Below are 22,029 nucleotides of genomic sequence, written 5' to 3'. Positions count from 1 at the left end.
CCGGGTGTCCCGGGGCGCCGGGCCGGTTAGAGTCTGCGTCCCCATGGCCTCCCGCACCGATACGCTCCAGGCTCCGGCCGCGACGCCCTCGCTGCGGATCGACTATGCCGCGCTCCTCAACGAGGAGCAGTTGCGCGCGGTGGAGGCGGGGGAGGGGCCCGTGTTGGTGATTGCCGGCGCGGGCTCCGGCAAGACGCGCACGCTGACCTTCCGGGTGGCGCGCATGCTGGAGCGGGGTGTTCCGCCCGAGGGCATCCTCCTGCTCACCTTCACCAACAAGGCGGCCCGGGAGATGACGCGCCGAGTGGCGGAGCTGGCCGGCGCCTTCGTGGACGTGCGGCGCATCCTCGGCGGCACCTTCCACCATGCCGCGCACGTGCTGCTGCGCCAGTACGCGGGCGTGCTGGGTTTCTCCACGAACTTCACCGTGCTGGACCGCGAGGACGCGCGGGACTTGATGGTGACGTGCATCGCCGAGCGCCGGCTCAAGAGCGACAAGCGCTTCCCCCGGCCAGACCTGGTGTTGGACCTGGTTTCCCTGGCGGCCAACCTCCAGCAGCCCGTGTCACACGTGCTGATGGACCGCCGGCCGCAGATGTTGCCGCTGGCGCCCGAGGTGCTCGCCGCCGCCGCGCGCTTCCAGCAGCGCAAGGCGCAGATGCACCTGATGGACTTCGATGATCTGCTGGTGCACCTCAAGCGCCTGCTGACGCATCACCCGGACGTGAAGGCGCAGCTCACCGAACGCTTCCGCTGCGTGCTCGTGGACGAGTACCAGGACACCAACCGGCTCCAGGGCGACCTGGTGGATCTGCTCGCCGGAGAGCGCAAGGACCTCACGGTGGTGGGGGACGACTGCCAGTCCATCTACAGCTTCCGGGGCGCGGACTTCACCAACATCATCGGCTTCCCTGAACGCTACCCGGGCTGCTCCGTCCATGCGCTGACGCGCAACTACCGCTCCACGCCGGAAATCCTGCGGCTGGCCAACACCTCCATCGCGCTCAACACGAACCAGTTCCCCAAGGTGCTGACGGCGGCACGGTCCCCGGGCGTCAAGCCGCTCATCGTCCCCGCCCGGGACGCCGGGGAGCAGGCCGCCTACGTGGCCCAGCGCATCGGTGAGCTCCGCGACCAGGGCCTGTCCCTGGAGGCCATGGCCGTGCTGTACCGGGCCCACAATCACTCGCTGGAGCTCCAACTGGAGTTGACCCGATGCGGCATCCCGTTCCGGGTGCGCTCCGGCGTCCGCTTCTTCGAGCAGTCCCACATCAAGGACGTGCTGGCCCACCTCCGGCTGGTGAACAACCCGGGGGATGAGCTGGCCTTCAAGCGCGTCATCCGGCGCGTCCCAGGCGTGGGACCGGCGACGGCCGAGCACCTCTGGACCGCTCTGCGCGCATCGCCGGAGGGGACACCCCTGGCGGAGGGGCTGGCCCATGCGGACGTCCGCGCGCACCTGCCACGCAAGGCGCTGAAGGGATTCCAGGCCTTCGGTGACCTGATGGGGCGGTTGACCCGGCCGGAGGCGTCCCCCTCACCAGGGCGCCTCATCGAGGACATCCTCGCCGGGGGCTACGCGGACTTCCTCCGGGCGGAGTTCTCCGAGGAGGAGCACCGGGAAGACGACGTCCGCCAGCTGGCGGAGTTCGCCGGCCGCTTCGAGGACGTGGCGCGCTTCCTGTCGGAGATCGCCCTGGTGTCGGAGTTCGCGGCGGGGGAGGCCTTGAGGGAGGAGGGGCCGGAGGCGTGCCTGACGCTGTCCACCGTCCATCAGGCCAAGGGACTTGAGTGGCGGGCCGTCTTCGTCCTGTGGCTGGCGGACGGGCGGTTTCCGCTGTCATTGGCCACGCGCTTGCCTGAGGAGGAGGAAGAGGAGCGGCGGCTGTTCTACGTGGCCCTGACCCGGGCGCGAGACACCCTGGCGCTGGTGTACCCCCAGTCGGTGCTGCCCCGGGACGGGGAGCGGATCCTCCTGCGGCCGTCCCGGTTCCTCCAGGAACTGCCCGGCGGGGAGGACGCACCGTTCGACCGGTGCATCCTGTCCACCCTGGAGGCGGAGCCCGAGGCGTCCGTGGGGCTGGATGGGCCCCCTCCGGGTAGATTGGACCCGGTGGACTGACACCGTCGCCCAGAAACGCGCACTCCCGTGCGCGACGTGATAGACAGTGGAATCAGGGGCGGCGTCTTTTTGGCACGAGCCCCCTCACTTCATGGCGGACAGACCTCGCATCATCGGGATTGACCTCGGCACCACCAACACGCTGGTGGCGTCCGTCCGCAACCGCATCCCGAAGATCGTCCCCACCGATCGTGGCAACCTCACGCTGCCCTCCGTCGTGGCGCTGTCGGCGCGCGGCGACCTGCTGGTGGGCGGGGTGGCCAAGGATCAGATGGTCACCAACCCGAAGAACACGCTCTGGGGGACCAAGCGGCTCATCGGGCGGAAGTACAACTCCAAGACGGTGGAGGAGCTCCGGGGCTACTTCCCGTACGACATCGTCGAGGGCGCCAACGGGGACGCCGCGGTGATGATGGGTGGCAAGCTGTACTCGCTGCCCCATGTGTCCAGCTTCGTGCTGGGCCAGGTGAAGACCATCGCGGAGCAGTTCCTGGGCGGCCCCATCGAGGGGGCGGTCATCTCCGTCCCGGCCTACTACAACGACAACCAGCGCAACGCGGTGAAGGAGGCCGGCCGGCTGGCGGGCTTCGACGTGAAGCGCATCGTCAACGAGCCCACCGCCGCGGCGCTGGCCTACGGCTTCAACCGGGGCCTGGATCAGAAGGTCCTCGTCTACGACCTGGGCGGCGGCACCTTCGACGTGTCCGTGCTGCACCTGGCCGGCAATGTCTTCGAAGTCCTCGCCACCGGCGGTGACACCTTCCTGGGCGGGACGGACTTCGACAACCGCATCATGGAGTACGCGCTGGAGCGCTTCCGGGAGGAGACCAAGGTCGACCTCAACACGGAAAACCCCATCGCGCTCCAGCGCATCAAGAACGCGGCGGAGGCGGCGAAGATCGACCTCACGCTGATCCCCAACGTCGTCATCGACCTGCCCTTCATCGACGAGCGCAAGGGCAAGCCGATGGACATGCGCATCCCCCTGACGCGCGAGTTCCTCAACAGCCTCACCGGCGACCTGGTGGACCGCACCTTCGAGATCTGCGACCGCGTGCTGGCGGAGAAGGGCATCTCCCGCGCGGAGATCGACGAGATCATCTTGGTGGGCGGCCAGAGCCGCATGCCGCTGGTGCAGCAGAAGATCCAGGCGCACTTCGGCAAGGCGCCGCGCAAGGGCGTCCACCCGGACGAGTGCGTGGCCCTGGGCGCGGCGCTGCTGGGCGACTCGCTGGGCAGCATCGACGCGGTGACGCTGCTGGACGCGCTGTCCATGCCCATTGGCTACGCGATGCCCAACGGGCGCGTGAAGCGCATCATCGAGAAGAACTCGCTGATTCCCATGGTGAAGAGCTTCCGCCTGCCTCCTCCCAAGGAGCCGGGCTCGCCCTTCATCGAGCTGGACATCTACCAGGGGGACAGTGACCTGCTGGTGGACAACGAATATCTGGGCACGGTGCGCGTGCCCTCGGCCGCCGCCGGCCGGAAGATCGACTTCCGCCTCACCGAGGAGTGTCTGCTCCAGGTGACGGTGGAGGAAGCGAGCGGTATGCGCAAGGTGGACCTCGCCACCCGCGACACGCCGGAGCAGCTCAAGCGGGCGCTCCAGGAGGTCGCGTCGCGTCACTCACAGCAGGTGCCCAGCTCCAGCAGCAGCGGGAGCGACGACCGGGGGCTCTTCTCCAGTATCAAGAGCATCTTCCGGAGGGGCTAGGAGTCCAGATGGCGAAGTTCCCGTCGAAGGAGTGGGTGGACGAAGCGGTCCGCCTCACCAATGAGGATCCCGAGTGCGCCATGGCCGGCAAGGGCTGGAAGGGCGACTTCGGGGCGGTGGTGGAAGCCGAGCCCGGCAAGCTGGCGAAGGCTTTCGTGGTGCACGTCGTCCCCGGTGACTGCCGCATCGAGAAGGCGCGCGTCCTGGCGGATCCGGACGATCTGGACGAACTGGAGCCGGTGTACCTGGCCCGCGCGCCCTACAGCGTCTGGAAGCAGCTCCTCGAAGGGACGCTGGACCCGGTGGAGGCGGTGCTCAAGCGCCGCATCTCCATGAAGGGCGACCTGCAGCCGCTGATCGAACGCATGAAGTACAAGGGCATCGCCGACCGCGTCTTCGCGGAGCTGCGGACGCAGTTCATCGACGAGCCCTGAGCGAGAGACCCCATGGGAATCAAGGACGATCTGAAGAAGCAGGCCCTCAACGTGTCGGGCAAGGCCATGGAGAAGCTCATGGCCGACGACCGCCGCGCCATGGCCATTGCCAACGCCATTGGGAAAGCCCAGCGCGGCAAGCAGGCGCTCGACCGGGGGCAGGAGGAGCTGATGAAGGCGCTGAACTTCGCGCCCCGCAGCGAGTTCAAGGCCCTGGGCAAGCAGCTGTCCGGCCTCAAGCGCCGGCTGCGCGAGCTCGATGAGAAGCTCGGCGCGCTGTAGTCGAAAATGCGTTGACACCTGAGCGGGCGAATGGCATCTACACCCGCGTTCGCCGCTGGCAACACCGGCGGCGGGCAGCAGACAGCAGAAGGGCGTATAGCTCAGCGGTAGAGCACTGCCTTCACACGGCAGGGGTCGCAGGTTCAAACCCTGCTGCGCCCACTCAAGAAAGGCCGTGAGTCCGAATCGGGACTCACGGCCTTTCTGCTTTTGGGGCTCCGCCTTCACCGCCGCGCCAGACGCAAGAAAGCCCACCCCGCATGCTGCGCGGAGTGGGCTTGAGATCGCGGCGTGAGGCCGCGGTGCGGCTCAGACCTTGGGCGCGTCGGCGTCGCCGGTGGGCGTGTTCCGGGACTTGATGAGCGACGCGACGATGCTCGCGCCCAGCAGGCCGCCGATGACCGTCAGGGACACCGCGGGTGGCACCTTCACGAAGTCGATGATTGCCATCTTCGTGCCGACGAAGACGAGCACCGCGGAGAGGCCCACCTTCAGGTAGCTGAACTTCTCCACCGCGCCGGCCATCATGAAGAACATGGAGCGCAGGCCGAGGATGGCGAAGATGTTGGACGTGAAGACGATGAAGGGGTCCGTCGTCACGGCGAAGATGGCGGGGATGGAGTCGAGCGCGAAGAGGATGTCCGACGCCTCCACCAGCAGGAGCGCCATCAGCAGCGGCGTGGCCAGCTTGCGGCCGTTCTCCACGGTGAAGAAGTGGTGCCCGTCGAAGTTGGGCGTCGAGGGGATGGTCCGCCGGGCCAGACGCATCAGCGCGCCTTCCTCCGGGTTGTCCTCCTTGTTGCGCTGGAGGAAGAGCTTCACGCCCGTGAGGATGAGGAAGCCGCCGAAGACGTAGATGAGCCAGTGGAAGCGGGCCAGCATCGCCACGCCCGCGAAAATCATGATGGCTCGCAGCGCCAGCGCGCTGAGGATGCCCCAGAAGAGGACCCGGTGCTGGTACAGCGCGGGGATTCGCAGCGCCGAGAAGATGACGACGAAGACGAAGATGTTGTCGACGGAGAGCGACTTCTCGATGAGGTAGCCGGTGATGAACTGGAGGCCGGGCTCGGGCCCGAACTTCCACCAGACACCCGCGCCGAAGACGAGCGCCAGGCTGACCCACAACACGCTCCAGCCCAGGGCCTCCTTGAACTTCACCACATGGGCTTTGCGGTGGAAGACGCCGAGATCGAGCGCCAGCATCGCGATGACGAAGGCGACAAAGCCGGCCCACAGGCCCGGACTGCCGACGCTTGGGAAGGTTTCCATATGGGGGCGTCAGATAGGAGTCATCCGAGCCTTCCGCAAATAGGAATTCCAGCCACACTCCATCGAGAAAACCGAAGGACCCGGGCAAAATGCGGCCGTGCTCTCTCCGTAGCCCAGGCGGCATACGGGCAGTCCAAAACATCCCAAATGTTTGGGAAGTGGTTTTGAAGGCGACGGGTTTGGAACCGTCCCGGTTGGACTAATCAAACACGGGGATATGAGACCAGCCAGGCGTCACCGTCCCTGAGGGCAGCTACTCCTCCCGACGGAAGGACGCGTCGAGCCAACTCCAGGCGATAGGCGCCTGGGGACTCGTCACCCTCATGCCTCAAGCAGTAAGGACGCTATTTTGACTCGGAATCGTTTTCTTTCCTCGACGTGTGGTGCTCTCTTTGCGCTGGCCGCCATCACGGGCTGCGGGAATGAAGCTGGTAACGAGGATTCCAACGCGCCAGGGCATACCGTGCCCCCTGGCCAGTCTCCGCAGGTGCCTGCTCCCCCTCCGTCCGAGCAGACGCCCGGTGGCCAGACCCCCAGCACTCCGGAGCCTGGGGACTCCGACACTTCGCCGGATGATCCTGTCGCCACCACGCCGCCCGACGGGCCATCGACCAATCCCGGGGACCCGTCGACCGAGCCCGAGCAGCCTGTCGAGTCGGGCGCGGACAAGTTCGGCGTGACGATGATCCACCCGTCTGCCGCCGGCGGTGAGCAGTGGTTCCTGGCCGACGACGCGATGTCCGACAGTCGCTTCGATCCGCAGGACGACCTCACGCGCAACTCGGACGGCTCTTGGAATCTCAAGAGCGACAAGGTGCGCATGAACGTCTTCACGTCCACCGGCTACAAGCCGAAAGAGATCGCCACGTATGACCGTGACGTGCTCGCCAGCCGTGGCTACATGCAGTCGCCGAACGACTGGAAGAACATCGAGATGACGGGCTTCGTGAAGCTCAACTCCGCGTCCGATGAGTCCGACAACTTCGACATGTATGCGCGTGGCGGGAGGCACAACGACGACCACGAGGGCTGTGAGGGCAGCAGCTACAAGGGCGCGCTGCACTTCGATGGCCGGGCTCGTTTCCAGAAGGAGGCGTGGCACGTCTCCTACGAGCAGGCGCCGTACAAGAAGGTGACGGAGCCGCTGACGGGCCGCTGGGTGGGCTTCAAGACGGTGATGCGGAACACGCAGGTCAACGGCAAGGAGGCCGTGCACCTGGAGATGTACCTCAACGAGAACGCCGACAAGGTCTCCTGGGAGAAGATCTACGACTTCGTGGACGCCGGTGACTGGGGCGGTGACGCCGAGCACTGTGGCGGCGCGGATGGCGCGATTCCGCTCACGTGGGGCGGCCCCATCGCCACGTTCCGTTGGGACAGCACCGACGACGTGGACTTCAAGTGGCTGTCCGTGCGCGAAATCGCGCCGGAGCAGTGAGCTGCTGATGCCTGGCGCGCCCGCTGCTCGGAGGCGCGCCTGAACAGAAGTCCGCAGTCCCACGAGGGCGTGGGGGACCCGACGAGGTCCTCCGCGCCCTTCGTGCGTCCATGGACGGGAAGGTCCACCTCCCGGGCGGGTGGCGAGTGTGGCTTCGGCCTCCCCACCTTGCGGGCGTCGACGCGCCAGCCAGCCGCCGGCAGCCCTGTTTCGTCGGGGCTCGGCGCTCAGGCCGGCCCACTGGCTGTCAGAGAGGAAGACTTCCCATGCACATTACTTTCCTGGGCCACGCCGGGTTCGTCGTGGAGACGGCGGGGGCCATTGTCGTCATGGACCCGTGGCTGTCGTCCCGCGGGGCATTCGACTCGGCGTGGATGCAGCTGCCGTGCAACCACCACCTGGCGCCGCGCGTGCGGGAGAAGCTGGAGACGCCCGGCAAGGAGCGCTACCTCTACGTCAGCCACGAGCACAAGGACCACTTCGACCCGGAGTTCCTGGCCACCATCCGCCAGCGGGACTTCACGGTGCTGGTGCCGCGCTTCCACCGCTCCGAGTTGCAGGACGTGTTCGCCAGGTATGGCTGCAAGCAGGTCATCGCCTGCGAGGACGGCCACGAGGTCCCCATCAAGGGCGGCTACGTGAAGTTGTTCGTGTCGGAGCAGGGGACCAACCGTGACTCCGCGGTGATGGTGCGCGGTGACGGGCAGTGCTTCCTCAACATCAACGACTGCAAGCTCCATGACCGGATGGGGCGCATCGTCGCGGAGGAGGGGCCCATCGACGTGTTCTCCGCGCAGTTCTCCGGGGCCATCTGGCACCCCACCTGCTACGAGTACCCGGCGGAGACCTACGCGGCCATCTCGCTGAAGAAGCGGGAGAGCAAGTTCGAGGCGGTGGCGCGCACGCTCGAGGTGATTCATCCGCGGGCGTACATCGCGGCGGCCGGGCCCGCGGCCTTCCTGGACCCGGCGCAGTTCCACCTCAATTTCGAGAAGGTGAACATCTTCCCGAACGCGACGCAGCTCTTCGCCTTCCTGCGGCAGCGCCTGCCCCAGGGGAAGACGCGCTACCTGGAGCCGATGCCCGGGGACGTGCTGGACGCGAAGTCGCTGGAGTTCGTCTCGCAGGTGGCCGAGCGGGTGACGCCGGAGAACCTGAAGGTGTACCTGCACGACTACGCGAAGCGGCAGGAGTCCGTGTTCCGCGAGCGGCGGCGCAACCTGCTCGTCGCGGAGGTGGCGGAGATTCACGAGCGGCTGCGCGTGGAGCTGCAGCGCAAGCTGGACCTCCTCGACCTGAACGAGCGCGTGGGCATGCCGCTCTACGTGGAGCTGACGGAGCTTCCGGAGCAGCTCTTGCGCGTGGACTTCAAGGCGCGCCGTGTCCACGTGGTGGCGGACATCCAGGAAGAGGTCCGCTACACGCTGAAGACGAGCGCGGCCGACGTGGGGCGCGTGTTGGACCGCAAGCTCACGTGGGAGGACTTCCTGCTGTCGTTCCGCCTGCGCCTGAGCCGCAACCCGGACGTGTATGAGCCGGTGCTGCACGGCTTCCTGGGGGTGGAAGTCGAGGACATGCGCGAGTTCTGCGAGGGCATCCGCTCCACCGAGTCCCAGCGGGAGCGAACGGTGGTGGAGGCTGGTGGGCGGCGCTTCTCCATCCAGCGCTTCTGCCCCCACCAGGGCGCCGACCTGTCCGAGGGCTGGGTGGAGGAGGGGCGCTACCTGGTGTGCCCGCGCCACCGTTGGCAGTTCGACCTGGACGCGGGGGGCGTGTGCACGCAGAACACGTCCACGCTCTGCGCGGAGCTGCTGCCAGAGCGTGAGCAGGAGAAGCCCCAGACGCCGGCGGCGGACCCGCAGCCTCAGCTGTAGTGCCGTGTCCCCTGGGCGCCGCGCGGTTGCCGTGGCGCTCAGGGGAACGACGCAAGCGCGGATCCGGTGACGGTGTGCCCCTGGCTCGCCTCCCTAATCGACCGTGGGCGTTCTGTGAGCTGGCGCGGAACGTCCGCACACTTCAGGGCGGCGGCGTGGAGAGCTGAAGACTCAGCCGGACATTGTCCGAGCGCAGGCCCACCGGGGCCTCCGGCGCGAGCGCCTCTTCGGGCACTTCGCCCGTCCACGCGAGCGTGTCGTCCGCCCAGACGCGGAGGACCTTGCCGTCGAGCTGGGCCCGCAGCGTGTGGGGCTCCCCTGTCGAGGGCGCTTCGAGCCGGACGTGCTGCTCGGGGCGCAGGATGGTGTAGCCCCGGTTTCCGCACTCGCGGCTGGTGTGCTGTCCCGGGTTGCGCTTGAAGTTGACGACGATGCCCGGCTTGGGGGACAGCCGCCACATCGCGTACAGCACGTTGCAGGCATCCACCGCGAAGAGCTTGAGACCCACCTGCTGGCGCTGCTCCCCCGAAGACAAGGCCACCTGGCGCTCAGTGGGGCCTAGAAGGGTGAAGCGCAGCGCCACGTTGCTCGTCGTGCTTCCAGGAACGATGGCGCGCATGCGCGGCCCGTCGACGAGGAACTGCTCGCCGGGGCCGGGCTCCAGGCTTCCTTCAGTGACCTTCAGTCGGGACAACGGGACGCGCGTCAGCATGTGCCTGCCTTTCTTCCGGGGCGCCTCTATGCGGCGCGGCTCACCCCATTCCCTCGGAGCGAGCCGTGACGCCACACCGCCATCCCAGCCTTCATTCGCTGGACTGGCGCCGGCGCCCAGCAGCGCGGCCAGGACGCCGCAGTCCACGAGCAGCCGGCGCGGTGTCACGGTGACCGGGCACCCAGGAAGGACTGAAGCGATTCCACATGGGCACGCAAATAGGCCTGTTCCGCGCGCAGGCGGGTGAGTTCCATCATCAGGTAGCCGCGGAAGCGGCGAATCTCTCGCGTCTGGAGCGCGTCCATGGACTGCAGTTGCGCTTCCAGGTCCGACACCAGGGTGCTCACCTCACGCAGCCGGCCCTCCTCGGTGCGGTGGACGGTGCGCAGCTCGGCGACCAGCTCGTTGACCCGCTGGGGCACACCCGACACGTCGTCGAGCGTCGCGCGACGGCGGCCCTCCCTCGCCCGTGCGTTGGCCGAGCCCTGCCACAGGTGGCCCAGATTGTAGGACAGCGTGAGCTGCCCGAAGAGGGGCAGGTTCTGGTCGACGTCGATGAGCTCGTCGTACCCACCGCGCACGCTGACGCGCCAGGCGCGCGAGCGGCGCAGCGCACCGTCATACGCCTCGACCTGGTCATCCGCGGCTCGCAGCTCGTTCAGCACACTCTCCAGCCGCTGACCTTCTTGAATCCGAGGCCGTGCCGCCAGCCGCTCGCGAGCAATCTGTGTGTTGCTGGAGAGCTGTCGCAGCCCATCCAGCCGGACCTGCACCGCGTTCAGCTCCTCCAGCGTCACCAGGCCTTGCTTCATGTCGTTGCGAAGCGACGTGAGCAGCGCCTCGGCGTGGGGCAGCGCCTCCTCCAGAACGCGAGCTCGAGCCTCCAGCGCGGCCTGTTCGCCCAGGCCGTTGCCTTGGCGGATGGCGGACTCCAGCACAATCATCGCCCGCTGACGGCGGCAGTCCGCCTCCGCGCGCTTGTGGATGGCCCGGCCGCGGTAGAGGCCCACGAGGTCGTACATCAACCCCGCCGTCACACGCGGGGTGGGCTCACCCAGCGGCGTGGTACCGGCGCCACCGCTGGCTTCGCCCGCGTTGACCACGCCGAAGGCCCCGAACAGCTCGGGCGCCAGTTCGAGCGCGGCCTCCGCGCCGCCTACGCCGCGGACGAAGTCGCAGTAGCCGGCGGCCCGGTCCTCGCTGGACTGGGACGTGAGTTCTCCCGCGGGAGGAGGCGCCGGCTGGGCCAGCGCCAGGCGCGCGGCAAGTGACAGCAATGCGCCACAAGTGACGGTCATCCGCATGGTCGAGTGTCTCCGGCTCCGAGGCCGTCTCCAGTCAAAGGGTGGTGGGACTCACAGCAGCAGCGGCGGCCGGCCCAGGTGGAGCAGGTCTTCCCGGGCGGAGGGCGCGTCCGTCAGTTGGACCTCCACCATGACGCCGCGGAGCATGTACTGGCGGATGGGGTGCTTGAGGGACACCTCACCCTCGAGCACGCGCCCGATGACACCCACCTCATGGCACCAGAGGACCTTGGCCGCGCACGAGTACAGCGGCGTGCCCTGCTCGGCGTTCGGGATGTTCTCGTACGGGACGAATGCGACCGTGAGGTCCCTCTCGATAGCCTTGAGGTACGGCGACGCACGCAGCGACGCAATCAGCGTGTCGTAGCGCAGGGCCACCTCGTCCAGGGCGGCCAGGTCCGTCTGGAGGCTCTTCAGCGTCGCCTCCGCGCGGGCCTGCTCCAGGACGGAGTGCGTGTACTCGCGCTCCAGCAGCAGCACGTCGGACGTCATGCCCTGGGGCGTCTCGTTCTTGCCCATCCCGGACTGCACCGCCGAGAGGCCGGCAATCTCCCGCTGGAGCGAATCCAGCCGCGTCTCCAGGTCCGCCGAGGACTGCGCCAGTGACAGGTTGCTCTGCGCCAGCTGCGCCAGATGGTGGTTGATGGTGAGCTTCTCCTCCTGCTCCATCATGCGCGCGTCGTACAGCGCGTCGGTGCGCGTGCGCGCCAGTCCGGCGAAGGCACGGTTGGATTGGAGAATCTCCGCCCGGGCGGTGCTGTACTCACGGCGCAGCAACGACAGCCGCCGTGCCACCCGGTCCTTGGCGTCGCGCTCGCCGCGCAGGGCGACGAGGAAGCGCTGCTGGAACGCGCGCTCCGCGGCGACGGTGCGCTCGGCGTCGGAGATGCGGTTCTCCACCGACCGCCGGTCCGACAACACGTGGTCGCGCGCGGACGTCTGCGCGGCCACCTGCGTATTGAGCGTGAGAATCTGTGGGTCCGTCGGCGAGATGACCGTGGGTGTCACCCAGCTGCGGCTCACCAGGAAGAAGCCCTGAACGGACAGGAAGGACACCAGCCCGAGCATGATGAGCGCGAGCAGCAGGGAACCGATGAACTTGTAGGCGGAGACGGCGATGCTGTTGACGCGATTGGCGACGCGTTGGTTCATGGCGTAGTGCCCTCACCAGCATGGGTGGGAGGAAAGCGGCCCCCGGAGTCGGCCGGCGACGTCTCGGGAGCGGTGTTGGCGCTGCCCCGTGTCTCCCAGCTCCCCGAGTCCAGCGTCAGCAGTGCCAGCGGTGTGAAGAGCGCGTACGTCACCGGCATCAGCAGGGCCATGGGCAGGAAGCTGGCGCCGTGGACTCGTCGGTCCGCGGGGAGGTGCCGTGTTTCGATTCGATAGATGACCCCCAGCAATCCGATGACCAGGAAGTGGAAGGCAAGGATGTCCCAGAACTCGCCGGTCAGGACGTTGTGCACGATGACCAGCGGGTAGGAGAGGAGCAGCGCGAGCTGCGACACGTAGTGGACCGCCACGACCGGGTGGAGCCGCCAGGCGTGTGACAGGCCGCCCAGCAGGTCCACCAGGTTGGAGCGGCGCCACCGGAGCTGCTGGGAGAAGTACCCGGCCAGCGTCGACGGCGCGGCGGTGAAGCAAAAGGCGTCCAGCGTGTAGACCGTCTCGTAGTCGTGCTTGACGATCTGCCGCGTGAGGAACCGGTCCTCGCCGTACTTGATGGGGATGCCCGCGATGGCGCGCGCCTCGAGGATGGGCTCCAGCTCCAGCAGCACGTGGCGGCGGTACGCGGTGAGGCAGCCCGACAGGCACATCACCTGGCGGAAGCTGCGCTCCAGGTCCTTGAGCCACTCCTGGGCGAAGTGGAACTTGATTTCAATCATCCGCGTCATCCAGTTCTGATGACGGTTCGTCACGTAGGTGCGGCCGCCCACCGCGGCGATGCGCGGGCTGACGAAGCGGCGCACCAGCTGGCGGACGGCGGCCTTGTCGACGATGACGTCCGAGTCCACCGACACGATGATTTCCGCATCCGTAGCGGCCTTCACCCCGCGGTTGATGCCCTTGCGCTTGCCCATGTTCTCCGGGTTGCGCATGACGATGACGTTGGGATTTCCCTCCGCCGCCTTCAGTGCCCAGGCGTAGCTGTCGTCCTTGGAGCAGTCATCCACCACCACGATTTGCAGCAGGTGGCTGGGATAGTCCTGCTCCAGGAGACTGCGAACACCGTGGTAGATGCCTTCGCCTTCGTTGAACAGCGGGATGACGATGGCGACTCGTGGCAGGTAGGTGTCGTCGACTCTGTCGAACTGCCGCCCCTTCAGGCGCCGTAGCAATGGCCCGAGGACATAGCGGTTCATCAGAACCACGATGAAGAGTAACTGAATTGGAAAGAGCTCCATCCGTCCCTGCCCCCCATCACGCCACGAGCCGCCCTTGTCGCGACCCCACCTGCCGCAGCGAACCCCAACACGAGCGAGCGAAAGGTTGGCGGGGGCAACGGCGTGTGCCAACTGCCTCGGGGGTCAGAGACAGTGGCCATCAGTGGCCATGCCACGCAGAAGCACGCAGGAGCGAGCAGGCGGCGGTGGTAGAAAGGGGGCATGCCGACAGACTTCCAGCCCCTCGCGCTGCGTCCGGATGAGGTCCATGTATGGATTGTCGAGCCCGAGCGCATCGACGACCGGCGCCTCCTGGATGCCTACTGGGCGCTGCTGGACGCGAAGGAGCGCGACAAGCAGCAGCGCTTCCGCTTCGAGCGGCACCAGCGTCAGTACCTGGTGAGCCATGCGCTGGTGCGGCTGACGCTGTCGCGCTACGCGCCGGTGGCGCCGGAGGCCTGGGCCTTCGACACCAACACGTACGGCCGGCCGGTGGTGCGGGGCGAGTGGGGCCCGAAGCTGCGCTTCAACCTGTCCCATACGGACGGCATGGCGCTGGTGGCGGTGGGCTGGGACGCGGAGCTGGGCGCGGACGTGGAGGACGCGCAGCGGAAGGGGGAGACGGTGGAGATCGCCGACCACTACTTCGCCGCCTCGGAAGTGGCGGCGCTGAAGGCCCTGCCGTCGGAGCGGCACCGGGAGCGCTTCTTCGAGTACTGGACGCTGAAGGAGTCCTACATCAAGGCGCGTGGCGCGGGGCTGTCGCTGCCGCTGGACCAGTTCGCCTTCCACCTGGAGCCGGGACAGGCGCCGCGCATCTCCTTCGACCCGCGGATGCAAGACGTGCCGGAGGCGTGGCAGTTCGTTCAGTTGCGCCCGTCGGAGCGGCACCAGGCGGCGGTGGCGGTGAACCGGCCCCGTGGGCAGCCGCTGACGGTGCGCTGGCAGTTCACCGTGCCGCTGGCCGGGGACACGCCGCCCCGGTTCCAGGCGGCGTAGACGGCGGGCTCAGGGCGCGCGGCCCATCCACCGGTTCAGGTCCTCGCTGATGTGCGCGAGGAGGGCGTCCCGCTGCGACTTGATGAAGAAGTGGCCGCCGGGGAAGAGGCGGACGCGGACGTCCTCGCTTCGCGTCTCGTCGCGCCAGCGCTCCAGGTTCGCGGTGGGGACGTGCTTGTCCTCGGGCGAGCCGACGACGGAGATGGGGACCTCCAGCTTCGCGGGCTGGGGGCCGTCCTCCGTGAAGGCGATGCCGAAGTCGGCGCGCAGCATGGGCAGCACCAGCTCCAGCAGCTCGCGGTGCTGGAAGATCTCCTCGGGCGTGCCGTCGTAGCGCCGCAGCTGCGCGATGAACTCCGGTTCGGGCAGGTGGTGGATGGGCTCGCGGGTGTTGACGGACGGCGGCCCGGCGGCCCCCAGGAACAGGCCCACGGGGCGCGGGCCATTGCGGGCCTGGAGGCGCCTGGCGAGCTCCAGAGAGATGCGAGCGCCCATGCTGTAGCCGAAGAAGGCGAAGGGCCGGTCCAGCAGCGGCGCGATGGCGGGCAGCAGCGCGTCCACCAGGGCAGGCAGGCTGCCGATGGGCTTCTCCGACAGGCGGCGCTCGCGCCCGGGGAGCTGGAGGGGGCACAGCTCCACACCCGCCGGCAGGCCCTGGCTCCACTGGTTGTAGATGGCCACGCTGCCACCGGCGTACGGCAGACAGAACAGCCGCAGTCGCGGGTCCGTCAACGGCTTCCGGGTGGGGAACCAGCGGTCGGGGGCATGAGGGCTCGAGTTGGACGCGCTTTGCATGACGTGAAGGCTCTGTCGCATGGCCACGGAAAACGGGTCAAGTCCCGGAGGCCGCGTGGCGTGTTAGCGTTTCGGGGACGCTCAGGGGCGTCATTCTGGAGTCACAATGGGGCGTTCCGCGGGCTTCATACTCTGGCTGACAGGTCTGTCAGGTGCGGGCAAGAGCACCTTGTCCCGTGCCCTGCGTGCGCACCTGGCCTCGTCGATGCCCGTGGAGGTGCTGGACGGGGATGAGGTGCGCACCTGGCTGTCCCGCGGCCTGGGCTTCACCCGCGAGGACCGCGAGGAGAACGTGCGCCGCATCGGTCATGTGGCCCGGCTGCTGGCGAAGCACGGGGTGGGCGTCATCGCCGCGGCCATCTCGCCCTATGCGAGCTCGCGCGCCGAGGTGCGCCGGCTGGCCGAGGAGGCGGGCATCCCCTTCGTGGAAATCTTTGTCCAGGCGCCTCTGGACGTGCTCATCGCCAGGGACGTGAAGGGGCTCTACAAGAAGGCGCTGGCCGGCGAGCTGGCGCACTTCACCGGCGTGTCGGACCCCTATGAGGCGCCTGACGCGCCCGACGTCACCGTCCGCTCGGATGTGGACACCGTGGAGGCGGGCCTGTGGCGTGTTTTGGAGACGCTGCGAAAGCGGGGCCTGCTCGACGCCGCCGCGGCGGCGTGAAGCCCGTCACCGAGGTGGCGGAATGTCCGCGCACCTCGGGGGGACGGAGGCGCGGACTCAAGCGAGGATGCGCTCCATCTTCACGTAGGGGCGCTCGGCCTGGATGCCCTTCGTGCGGCAGTGCTCCAGGAACTTGTTCGACTCGACAATCTGCGGGGCCTTGTCGTCGTAGACGAGGATCATCACGTGGCGCAGCCACGGCTCCTGGCCCATGGCGTAGACGTAGACCTCCTTGGGCGACAGGTAGTTGGTGATTTCGATGGCGCGAGCGCTGTCGGAGCCGTTGAGCCGGCGGGCCTGGTCCATCTTTCGGGGCAGGGGATTGCACAGCAGCGGGCCGTACATCCAGCTCATCGGGCCGCCTTCGCACTCCATGCCGAGGAACAGCACGTCTATGGTGCCGACGATGTCGCGCAGGTGCTGGTACATGCGCGGCTCGATGGCGTTGGAGTCCGCGGCCATCAGCATGGACTTGCCGCCCAGGCGCACCAGGTGCGCCGTCTTGGCCTGGATGGCCAGGTCGCTGTGCTCGCCCAGGAAGGGCAGGCCGGTGATGGAGCCGCCCGGCACGGGAATCTCCTGGAGGTCGTCAATCTCCACCACGTTCTTGAAGCCGTTGTGGTGGAGCATCAGCCGCAGCGACGGGTCCGCAAGCGAGTTGCCGTTGTTGCGCGGGACGATGATGCAGCCCACCCGGTGCCGCAGCTGGATGAGCGTCTCCATCATCAGGTGGTCTGCGTGGCCGTGCGTGAGGACCACGTAGTCGATGCGCTCAGGCAGGTCGGAGTGGGTGAAGCGGGGGAGGTCCGTGGGGAACTCGTAGCTGATGACGGGGTCGGTGAGGATGCTGACGTCCTTCGTCTCCAGCAGCACGCAGGCGTGGCCGAAGTAGCGCACGCGCACGCCCTCACCGGTGTAGCGCTCCGTGCGGCGGGGCTCGACGTCGGTGAAGAGCGCGGCGAAGGCGTCCGCGGCGGAGGCGGGCACGCCGAGCATCTCCGCGACCTGTCCGGGCGAGCCCGGCGTGTGGCGCATGCGGAAGAGGGCGTCCAGGCCTTCGTGCTTGTAGGGGACGCGCAGCCACAGGGGCGTGTCCTCCTCCAGGCGGGGCGTGCTGAAGATGTAGGGCCGCCAGTCGCCGTCCACCTGCATGAGCGTCACGCTCTGCGAGGACTCCTTGTGGAAGGGGCTGCGGTACAGGAGCGGCTCGATGTACCGCGCGCTGGCGCGGTTGCTCAGGTCGTACGTGAGTTCCACGTAGCCGCGGAGGATGTCGGGCACCTTGGCGTAGAGGCCCTCCAGGGAGCCGCCGTTGTTGGGCGCCATGAGCTGCTCCAGCTCGGCCACCGCCTTGGTGTACGCGAGCATGTTGGCCTGCTCCTTCTGCGTCCGCTCCAGGAGCTCCTTCACGCGCGGGGCCTTCGCCGCCGGGTGGTTGATGAACGGGCCTCCCATCAGCATCGGGTTCTTCAGGGCCGCCACGTGCACGTCTGGGTTCGCCACGAAGGACTGCATCAGCTTCTGGTGCAGGTTCGTCACGAACAGCGGGGCCGTCGCCGGAGACAGCAGGTACCACCACGCGTACCACTGATTGTAGAGCGGCTCGATGGCGACGTTTGGCTTGAGGTACATGGGGCGGTCCAGCATGGCGAGCTCCTCCGAGCGAGGTCCGGAAAACGTCGGGAACTTGGCAAACTTGGAGCCCGTAGATACACGGATTCGAAGGGTGATGCACGGGGCCAACGCGGCGCATCTTTTGCGCTAGCTCAACCGTGCGAGCATTCGGGCGCATCCCTTTCATCGTGCAACTCGAGCAAGGAGCGTCCCATGAAGGCAGCTTGGAATGTTGTGCTGGCCCTGATGGTGGGAGTGGCCGTGGGCTGTGGCGTTGGCGCCATGGATTCGGAGGGCGCGCAGGATGAGGCGCTCGACACGTCGGAAGCCACGCTCGCGGTCTGTGGAGATGGTGTCTGCGAAATCGGCGAGCGGTTGAGCTGTCCCCTTGATTGCCCACGTGGCGAGTTCTGTGGAAACGGCGCGTGCTGCCCTGGGGAGACGGCCCGGACCTGTCCCGAGGATTGCACGCAGGGTGACCCGGGGCGGTACTGCTACCGCTCGCACTGAGTCACCGACGGCGTCTGCGCAGGCGCGCGAGCAGCGAGGTTCGCTTTGCTCGCGCGCCGTTCCGCCGTGTCAGGTAGGGCGAGGCCGCATCACTACATCGCGAAGCAGCCGTAGACCTTCTCGTAGTGGGCCGTCTGCGTTCCGGTGAGGACTCTCTCCGGCGTGCTGCAGCCGCACTGGAGTTCACCGACCTTGGTGACCTTCGCGGGCTCCGCGTAGTATGTGATGACGTAGTCCCGGCCGGTGATGTCACGACAGGGGATGGCCTGGGCTTCCGGTTCGAGTCCGGCGGTGTCGGGTTCCTCGACGCCACAGCCCGTCAGCAGTCCCACTGTCAGTAGACCCACCATGATGTCCATATGCATGAATTCCCCTTTTGTGAGAAGATGGTGCGCTCCCAGAATAGCCGGAGATCGTGTCAATGGCACGTGGGGGCTGCGGACTGTCGGAAGGCAAACGGGCTCGCTCTGTCAACGAGGGGCCCGCGAGGGAGGTGCTCCACTCAGTGGCGGGGGCCCTTCACGGTGAGCTAGTCGGGCTGCGTCTGGATGCTGTTCATGGCATTGATGGGCGTCAGGCGTTGGTGAACCATTTCTCGTCAAGCTGTTCTCGTGAGGAGTCAATGCCCGTGGACCCCTGAGGCCCTGAGTACGCGGCGCGGGCGCAGTGATGACGACCCTCCTGGCGCGAGGTAGAGTTGCGGCATTGTCATGAGCGATCTACGTGAAAGGCTTCGTCTCCGCGGTATCCTGAGTGACGAATACCCGGTGCCGGGGCTGCATTATCTCCCAGGGCCCAGCATGAAGGCACTGCGGCTTGTGCTCGATGCCACTGCCTCCCTATTGGCGGGTAGACAGCTTTTCCCCTCACAGTTCCCGTTCGTGATCCCGACCGAAGTGGCGAAGCCATTCTTCCGCCACTTCCGCGATGCAGTCGTACCAACCGTGGTAAGCGACGGCCGTTCCCATCACAAGCACGGCATACTCCCTCTGGCAGGTGGTTGCCTGCAGGCCATACCGTTCCTGTCCAAGCAGACGCGCAGTTATCGGCAACTGCCTGGTGGCGTATACTCAACCGACTTCGCCTGCGCTCCATTCACCCAGGCCCATGGTGCCTGTGGATGGGAGGATGTTCATTGCATCAATGGCCTGGACCTCCGCCATTCCGATGCCGCCCCTCGTGGGCAAGAATTAATCGAGCAATTCCTCACCTACTTCGGCCTTGCGGCCGTGCGTACCGAGGAGCCTTGGTGGTTTGAGACCAACGCTACTGTATTTCGCACCCCTGGCGGTGCTTTGTTGGCCGTGGCTCAGCCGGATGTTCTGGAGTGCGTCGCGGGCATTCGTTACCTCGACGCGAAGAACCAGTTCCGTCAAGGCAAGGCGGAGTTCTTCTACATTTCCGAGGACGCGTTGCTGCTGGCAACGGGGGAACTCAAATGACGGCCCGGGAAGAGCTCGATAAGTGGCGTCGCGGGCAGTCCCTCTTCGTCACGAGGCGAAAGCCACCCGCGCTGCCGCCTCATGGTGGCTGCATTGCCATCTTCAGCCCATCTGCCCCTGCGTTGGCGCAGTATCCCGCTCGTGCCGAGGTTGCCCTCCGCTCGCTCGCCCAGGAGATGGACTGCCGTGTCGTGGTTCCTCCCGCTGCCAATTCCAAACAGGGCTATGCTGCTCTATCGCCCGAAGCTGCGGCCCGCGAACTTCATCGCCTCGCGCTCGAACCGGATATCCACGTAATCATGATGGCGGTAGGAGGCTACAACTCCAATCGGATACTCTCCTTCCTGGATTGGGAGCTTCTCGCCGCCCATCCGAAAATATATTGTGGCTATAGTGATGCCAGCATATTGTTAATGGCAATCCAACATATGTGTGGCTTGGTCACCTTGCATGGCCCGGCCCTACTACCGCAATGGGGGGAGCCGGGCGGACCGTTCGCGGAAACCGTTGAGGCGTTTCGTTCGGTGGTGCATGGAGAGCGTGTTCCACTTAGACTCCGGCCTCCGGCGGGCTGGACCGCCGAGCGGCTTGATTGGGCTGGGAGTCAATCTCAACTCCGGCGCGCACTTCGCCCCTCCTCAGGCTGGCAGGCTTGGCGCGAAGGCGCTGCCGAAGGCGTCCTGATGGGAGGAAACCTCGCCACACTCAATGGTCTGCTTGGAACGCCGTGGGAGCCACGGTTCCAGGATGCCATCCTCTTGTGGGAAGCAACGGGAAGCGAAGCCTTCTTACCGCAGCTGGAGCGATCGTTGACCCATCTGGTCCAATCAAACGCATTCGAGGGGGTGACGGGGATGATTGTTGGTCGCTGTCCCGATGCCTTTCCGGTGGAAGGCGTGACCCTGCGGGACGTGGTCCTGACTCTGACGGAGCGATACGGCTTTCCCATCATCGCGGACGTCGACCTGGGCCATACCGATCCCATTCTCACGTTTCCCTTGGGCGCGCGTGCCTCCATCTCCGCTGCCGCGCTTGACTGTGAGATCACCCTTGTTGAAAAGAGCGTCGAATGAGCGCTCCGGGCTTCGAAGAATGGCGCAGTACCGGGATGGTCGCGGCTGAACTGCTGGATCCCACCTATCCGACCCGTGGCGCCAGCACATGGTTTCCCCATGGCTATCGTCTCGCCGGGGCAGTCGTCCGCACCGCGGCAGAGCACTTGGAACGTCTGGGGTATGAAGAGCTAGGTTTACCGGCATTCGTCTCGACCAAAGACTTTCAGCGACAAGCCGAGCACATCAAGAGTTTCCTCGACCGGGTCTACTTGGCGCGCCCCGCCCCATGTGATGGGGAGCAGATCATCAAGTCCACCGTTGAGGCCCAGCTTTGCGCTATCTTCTCGAATTGGTGCAAGCAGGGCCGTCCAATGCCCTACCGCGTCCAGTCTGTCAGGGCGGTAGGGCGCTATGAGACAGGCAAGACCGCGCCCCTGTGGAAGGAGCGCGTGGTCTGGCCCTTCTTCGAGGCGCATGCAGCACTCGTTGGCGATGTCAACGGCGAGCTCGCCGCGCTCAATAGAGCGACCTATGCCTTTTGCTCCCAGCTTTGTCTGCCAGTTATTGGTGTCGAGCGCGTCAAGGTCAACAGGCGTCTGAACGAGTATGCGCACCGGCGGTTGGAGGGAATTACGGTGATGCCCTCTGGCCGGATTACCGTGCTCACCTCTATCTACGACCTTGGCGATCGTTTCAGCCGGGTGTTCGATGTCCGTGCACCCGATGGGCTCTATCCCGCAATGGCAAACTTCGCTTTTTCCGGAAGGTTGGTGCTCGCGATGCTCGGTCACTGCTTCCGGGAACGAGCGCCCATCCATGCCCCGGCGGTGGCTCCCATCCAGGTAGCCGTGCTCCCAACCCGCTCGGATGATGTGTTGCTCGTCCGAGAGGCAGAGAGACTCGTTGAAGTGCTTGGCCAGGCGGGAGTCCGAGCCAGAGCATTCATGGACGCCCGCTCGTTTCAGGCGCGGCAGGAGTACGCGCAAGCACTTGGTGCGCCAGCCCACCTGCTTGTAGGGCCCAGGGAGATGGAAGAGCACCGCGCTTCTGTGCGCCTGGGTCCCGATAAGACCGTGAAGCAGCTTCCTCTAGAGCAGTTCCTATCGCATCCGTCGGGGTTGCTGGAGCAGGCACACGAGGAACTCTGGCGCGTTAACCGCGAGCGAATGCGGGGACAGCTCGTGGAGGTAGAAGTGTTCGCTCACCTATCTGGGCTGCTGGCCGAGGGGCGGACCGCCATCATGGGATTGTGCGGTGAGCAGGAGTGTATCGCCAGACTGGAGCAAGAGCCTGCGGGAGAACTCATAGGGCGAATGCTTGAGCCCGAGCGCCCTGCGGCTTGCTGTGGCGTCTGCTTCGCGAAGGCCAACCAGACCATTCTATTCGGAGTCAAATACTCCGGTGAGAAGTAAAGGGGTGT

The 22,029-nt window shown here is 66.5% G+C and carries 20 protein-coding genes and 1 tRNA gene; 13 read left to right on the top strand and 8 right to left on the bottom strand.

From position 1 onward, the window contains the following. Positions 1-43: 43 nt before the first annotated feature. The 5 genes from F8M74_RS02520 (at position 44) to F8M74_RS02500 (ending at position 4,714) form a co-directional block, all read left to right on the top strand. The gene (locus F8M74_RS02520; RefSeq protein ID WP_141253427.1) at positions 44-2,122 is read left to right on the top strand and encodes an ATP-dependent helicase; all 2,079 of its coding nucleotides are present in this window, start codon (positions 44-46) and stop codon (positions 2,120-2,122) included. A gap of 91 nt (positions 2,123-2,213) precedes the next feature. Continuing rightward, a complete protein-coding gene (locus tag F8M74_RS02515; protein WP_141253428.1) occupies positions 2,214-3,836 on the top strand; it encodes an Hsp70 family protein in 1,623 nt (540 codons plus the stop codon). Positions 3,837-3,844: 8 nt separating this feature from the next. Then, positions 3,845-4,270, top strand: a complete 426-nt coding sequence (locus F8M74_RS02510) for a hypothetical protein (RefSeq protein ID WP_141253429.1) — start codon at positions 3,845-3,847, stop codon at positions 4,268-4,270. Positions 4,271-4,282: 12 nt separating this feature from the next. Beyond that, the gene (locus F8M74_RS02505; protein WP_011553508.1) at positions 4,283-4,552 is read left to right on the top strand and encodes a hypothetical protein; all 270 of its coding nucleotides are present in this window, start codon (positions 4,283-4,285) and stop codon (positions 4,550-4,552) included. Between the two features lie 90 nt (positions 4,553-4,642). Beyond that, positions 4,643-4,714, top strand: a tRNA-Val gene (locus tag F8M74_RS02500). Between the two features lie 147 nt (positions 4,715-4,861). On the opposite strand, the gene F8M74_RS02495 is transcribed toward F8M74_RS02500, so the two are convergent. Further along, positions 4,862-5,821, bottom strand: coding sequence for a TerC family protein (locus F8M74_RS02495; RefSeq protein WP_141253430.1), 960 nt, complete (start codon positions 5,819-5,821; stop codon positions 4,862-4,864). A gap of 349 nt (positions 5,822-6,170) precedes the next feature. On the opposite strand from F8M74_RS02495, the gene F8M74_RS02490 reads away from it, so the two are divergent. Next, positions 6,171-7,259, top strand: coding sequence for a carbohydrate-binding protein (locus tag F8M74_RS02490; RefSeq protein ID WP_141253431.1), 1,089 nt, complete (start codon positions 6,171-6,173; stop codon positions 7,257-7,259). A gap of 266 nt (positions 7,260-7,525) precedes the next feature. Next, a complete protein-coding gene (locus F8M74_RS02485; RefSeq protein WP_141253432.1) occupies positions 7,526-9,133 on the top strand; it encodes a Rieske 2Fe-2S domain-containing protein in 1,608 nt (535 codons plus the stop codon). Positions 9,134-9,275: 142 nt separating this feature from the next. On the opposite strand, the gene F8M74_RS02480 is transcribed toward F8M74_RS02485, so the two are convergent. From F8M74_RS02480 to F8M74_RS02465, 4 genes are all read right to left on the bottom strand, one after another. Further along, a complete protein-coding gene (locus F8M74_RS02480) occupies positions 9,276-9,845 on the bottom strand; it encodes a hypothetical protein (RefSeq protein WP_228559135.1) in 570 nt (189 codons plus the stop codon). A 164-nt stretch (positions 9,846-10,009) separates the two neighbouring features. Next, on the bottom strand, positions 10,010-11,149 hold the full coding sequence (locus tag F8M74_RS02475; protein WP_141253434.1) for a hypothetical protein: 1,140 nt from the start codon (positions 11,147-11,149) through the stop codon (positions 10,010-10,012). Positions 11,150-11,200: 51 nt separating this feature from the next. Continuing rightward, a complete protein-coding gene (locus F8M74_RS02470) occupies positions 11,201-12,301 on the bottom strand; it encodes a hypothetical protein (RefSeq protein ID WP_141253435.1) in 1,101 nt (366 codons plus the stop codon). Further along, a complete protein-coding gene (locus F8M74_RS02465) occupies positions 12,298-13,551 on the bottom strand; it encodes a glycosyltransferase family 2 protein (protein WP_141253436.1) in 1,254 nt (417 codons plus the stop codon). The genes F8M74_RS02470 and F8M74_RS02465 overlap by 4 nt, the downstream gene beginning before the upstream one ends. Positions 13,552-13,752: 201 nt before the next feature. Here F8M74_RS02465 and F8M74_RS02460 point away from each other — a divergent pair, with 201 nt between their 5' ends. Next, positions 13,753-14,529: a 4'-phosphopantetheinyl transferase superfamily protein gene (locus F8M74_RS02460; RefSeq protein WP_141253437.1), complete on the top strand. Its 777-nt coding sequence runs from the start codon at positions 13,753-13,755 to the stop codon at positions 14,527-14,529. Between the two features lie 9 nt (positions 14,530-14,538). On the opposite strand, the gene F8M74_RS02455 is transcribed toward F8M74_RS02460, so the two are convergent. Continuing rightward, positions 14,539-15,324, bottom strand: coding sequence for a thioesterase II family protein (locus F8M74_RS02455; RefSeq protein WP_216619623.1), 786 nt, complete (start codon positions 15,322-15,324; stop codon positions 14,539-14,541). A 106-nt stretch (positions 15,325-15,430) separates the two neighbouring features. Here F8M74_RS02455 and cysC point away from each other — a divergent pair, with 106 nt between their 5' ends. Further along, complete coding sequence (gene cysC / locus F8M74_RS02450) at positions 15,431-15,988, top strand: adenylyl-sulfate kinase (RefSeq protein WP_141253439.1); 558 nt, start codon at positions 15,431-15,433, stop codon at positions 15,986-15,988. Between the two features lie 57 nt (positions 15,989-16,045). Here cysC and F8M74_RS02445 read toward each other — a convergent pair whose 3' ends face one another. Continuing rightward, positions 16,046-17,635, bottom strand: a complete 1,590-nt coding sequence (locus F8M74_RS02445) for an MBL fold metallo-hydrolase (protein ID WP_141253440.1) — start codon at positions 17,633-17,635, stop codon at positions 16,046-16,048. 180 nt (positions 17,636-17,815) lie between these two features. Here F8M74_RS02445 and F8M74_RS02440 point away from each other — a divergent pair, with 180 nt between their 5' ends. After that, positions 17,816-18,112 carry a hypothetical protein gene (locus F8M74_RS02440; RefSeq protein WP_216619624.1) on the top strand — a complete coding sequence of 99 codons (297 nt, stop codon included), beginning with the start codon at positions 17,816-17,818 and terminating at the stop codon, positions 18,110-18,112. Positions 18,113-18,204: 92 nt separating this feature from the next. Here F8M74_RS02440 and F8M74_RS02435 read toward each other — a convergent pair whose 3' ends face one another. Continuing rightward, entirely contained in the window at positions 18,205-18,477 is a 273-nt protein-coding gene (locus tag F8M74_RS02435) for a hypothetical protein (protein ID WP_141253441.1), read from the bottom strand. A 345-nt stretch (positions 18,478-18,822) separates the two neighbouring features. Here F8M74_RS02435 and F8M74_RS02430 point away from each other — a divergent pair, with 345 nt between their 5' ends. Genes F8M74_RS02430 through F8M74_RS02420 form a run of 3 tightly spaced genes read left to right on the top strand, consistent with a single transcriptional unit; the run spans position 18,823 to position 22,021 of the window. Next, complete coding sequence (locus F8M74_RS02430) at positions 18,823-19,554, top strand: hypothetical protein (RefSeq protein ID WP_141253442.1); 732 nt, start codon at positions 18,823-18,825, stop codon at positions 19,552-19,554. Then, positions 19,551-20,627, top strand: coding sequence for an LD-carboxypeptidase (locus tag F8M74_RS02425; protein WP_141253443.1), 1,077 nt, complete (start codon positions 19,551-19,553; stop codon positions 20,625-20,627). The genes F8M74_RS02430 and F8M74_RS02425 overlap by 4 nt, the downstream gene beginning before the upstream one ends. Next, entirely contained in the window at positions 20,624-22,021 is a 1,398-nt protein-coding gene (locus F8M74_RS02420) for a His/Gly/Thr/Pro-type tRNA ligase C-terminal domain-containing protein (protein ID WP_141253444.1), read from the top strand. The genes F8M74_RS02425 and F8M74_RS02420 overlap by 4 nt, the downstream gene beginning before the upstream one ends. Positions 22,022-22,029: the final 8 nt, after the last annotated feature.

This window comes from Myxococcus sp. CA023, assembly GCF_010998615.1.
Lineage (GTDB): Bacteria > Myxococcota > Myxococcia > Myxococcales > Myxococcaceae > Myxococcus.
Note: the sequence above shows the minus strand (reverse complement) of the source record. Positions and strands in the feature narration are given on the sequence as shown.

Excerpts from the sequence above, each read along its gene's own strand:
- cysC (WP_141253439.1), top strand. The coding sequence starts at position 15,431 with ATGGGGCGTTCCGCGGGCTTCATACTCTGGCTGACAGGTCTGTCAGGT.
- F8M74_RS02455 (WP_216619623.1), bottom strand. The coding sequence starts at position 15,324 with ATGCAAAGCGCGTCCAACTCGAGCCCTCATGCCCCCGACCGCTGGTTC.
- F8M74_RS02460 (WP_141253437.1), top strand. The coding sequence starts at position 13,753 with ATGCCGACAGACTTCCAGCCCCTCGCGCTGCGTCCGGATGAGGTCCAT.
- F8M74_RS02520 (WP_141253427.1), top strand. The coding sequence starts at position 44 with ATGGCCTCCCGCACCGATACGCTCCAGGCTCCGGCCGCGACGCCCTCG.
- F8M74_RS02505 (WP_011553508.1), top strand. The coding sequence starts at position 4,283 with ATGGGAATCAAGGACGATCTGAAGAAGCAGGCCCTCAACGTGTCGGGC.
- F8M74_RS02475 (WP_141253434.1), bottom strand. The coding sequence starts at position 11,149 with ATGCGGATGACCGTCACTTGTGGCGCATTGCTGTCACTTGCCGCGCGC.
- F8M74_RS02445 (WP_141253440.1), bottom strand. The coding sequence starts at position 17,635 with ATGCTGGACCGCCCCATGTACCTCAAGCCAAACGTCGCCATCGAGCCG.
- F8M74_RS02440 (WP_216619624.1), top strand. The coding sequence starts at position 17,816 with ATGAAGGCAGCTTGGAATGTTGTGCTGGCCCTGATGGTGGGAGTGGCC.
- F8M74_RS02470 (WP_141253435.1), bottom strand. The coding sequence starts at position 12,301 with ATGAACCAACGCGTCGCCAATCGCGTCAACAGCATCGCCGTCTCCGCC.
- F8M74_RS02465 (WP_141253436.1), bottom strand. The coding sequence starts at position 13,551 with ATGGAGCTCTTTCCAATTCAGTTACTCTTCATCGTGGTTCTGATGAAC.
- F8M74_RS02420 (WP_141253444.1), top strand. The coding sequence starts at position 20,624 with ATGAGCGCTCCGGGCTTCGAAGAATGGCGCAGTACCGGGATGGTCGCG.
- F8M74_RS02425 (WP_141253443.1), top strand. The coding sequence starts at position 19,551 with ATGACGGCCCGGGAAGAGCTCGATAAGTGGCGTCGCGGGCAGTCCCTC.
- F8M74_RS02495 (WP_141253430.1), bottom strand. The coding sequence starts at position 5,821 with ATGGAAACCTTCCCAAGCGTCGGCAGTCCGGGCCTGTGGGCCGGCTTT.
- F8M74_RS02485 (WP_141253432.1), top strand. The coding sequence starts at position 7,526 with ATGCACATTACTTTCCTGGGCCACGCCGGGTTCGTCGTGGAGACGGCG.
- F8M74_RS02480 (WP_228559135.1), bottom strand. The coding sequence starts at position 9,845 with ATGCTGACGCGCGTCCCGTTGTCCCGACTGAAGGTCACTGAAGGAAGC.
- F8M74_RS02510 (WP_141253429.1), top strand. The coding sequence starts at position 3,845 with ATGGCGAAGTTCCCGTCGAAGGAGTGGGTGGACGAAGCGGTCCGCCTC.
- F8M74_RS02430 (WP_141253442.1), top strand. The coding sequence starts at position 18,823 with ATGAGCGATCTACGTGAAAGGCTTCGTCTCCGCGGTATCCTGAGTGAC.
- F8M74_RS02515 (WP_141253428.1), top strand. The coding sequence starts at position 2,214 with ATGGCGGACAGACCTCGCATCATCGGGATTGACCTCGGCACCACCAAC.
- F8M74_RS02435 (WP_141253441.1), bottom strand. The coding sequence starts at position 18,477 with ATGCATATGGACATCATGGTGGGTCTACTGACAGTGGGACTGCTGACG.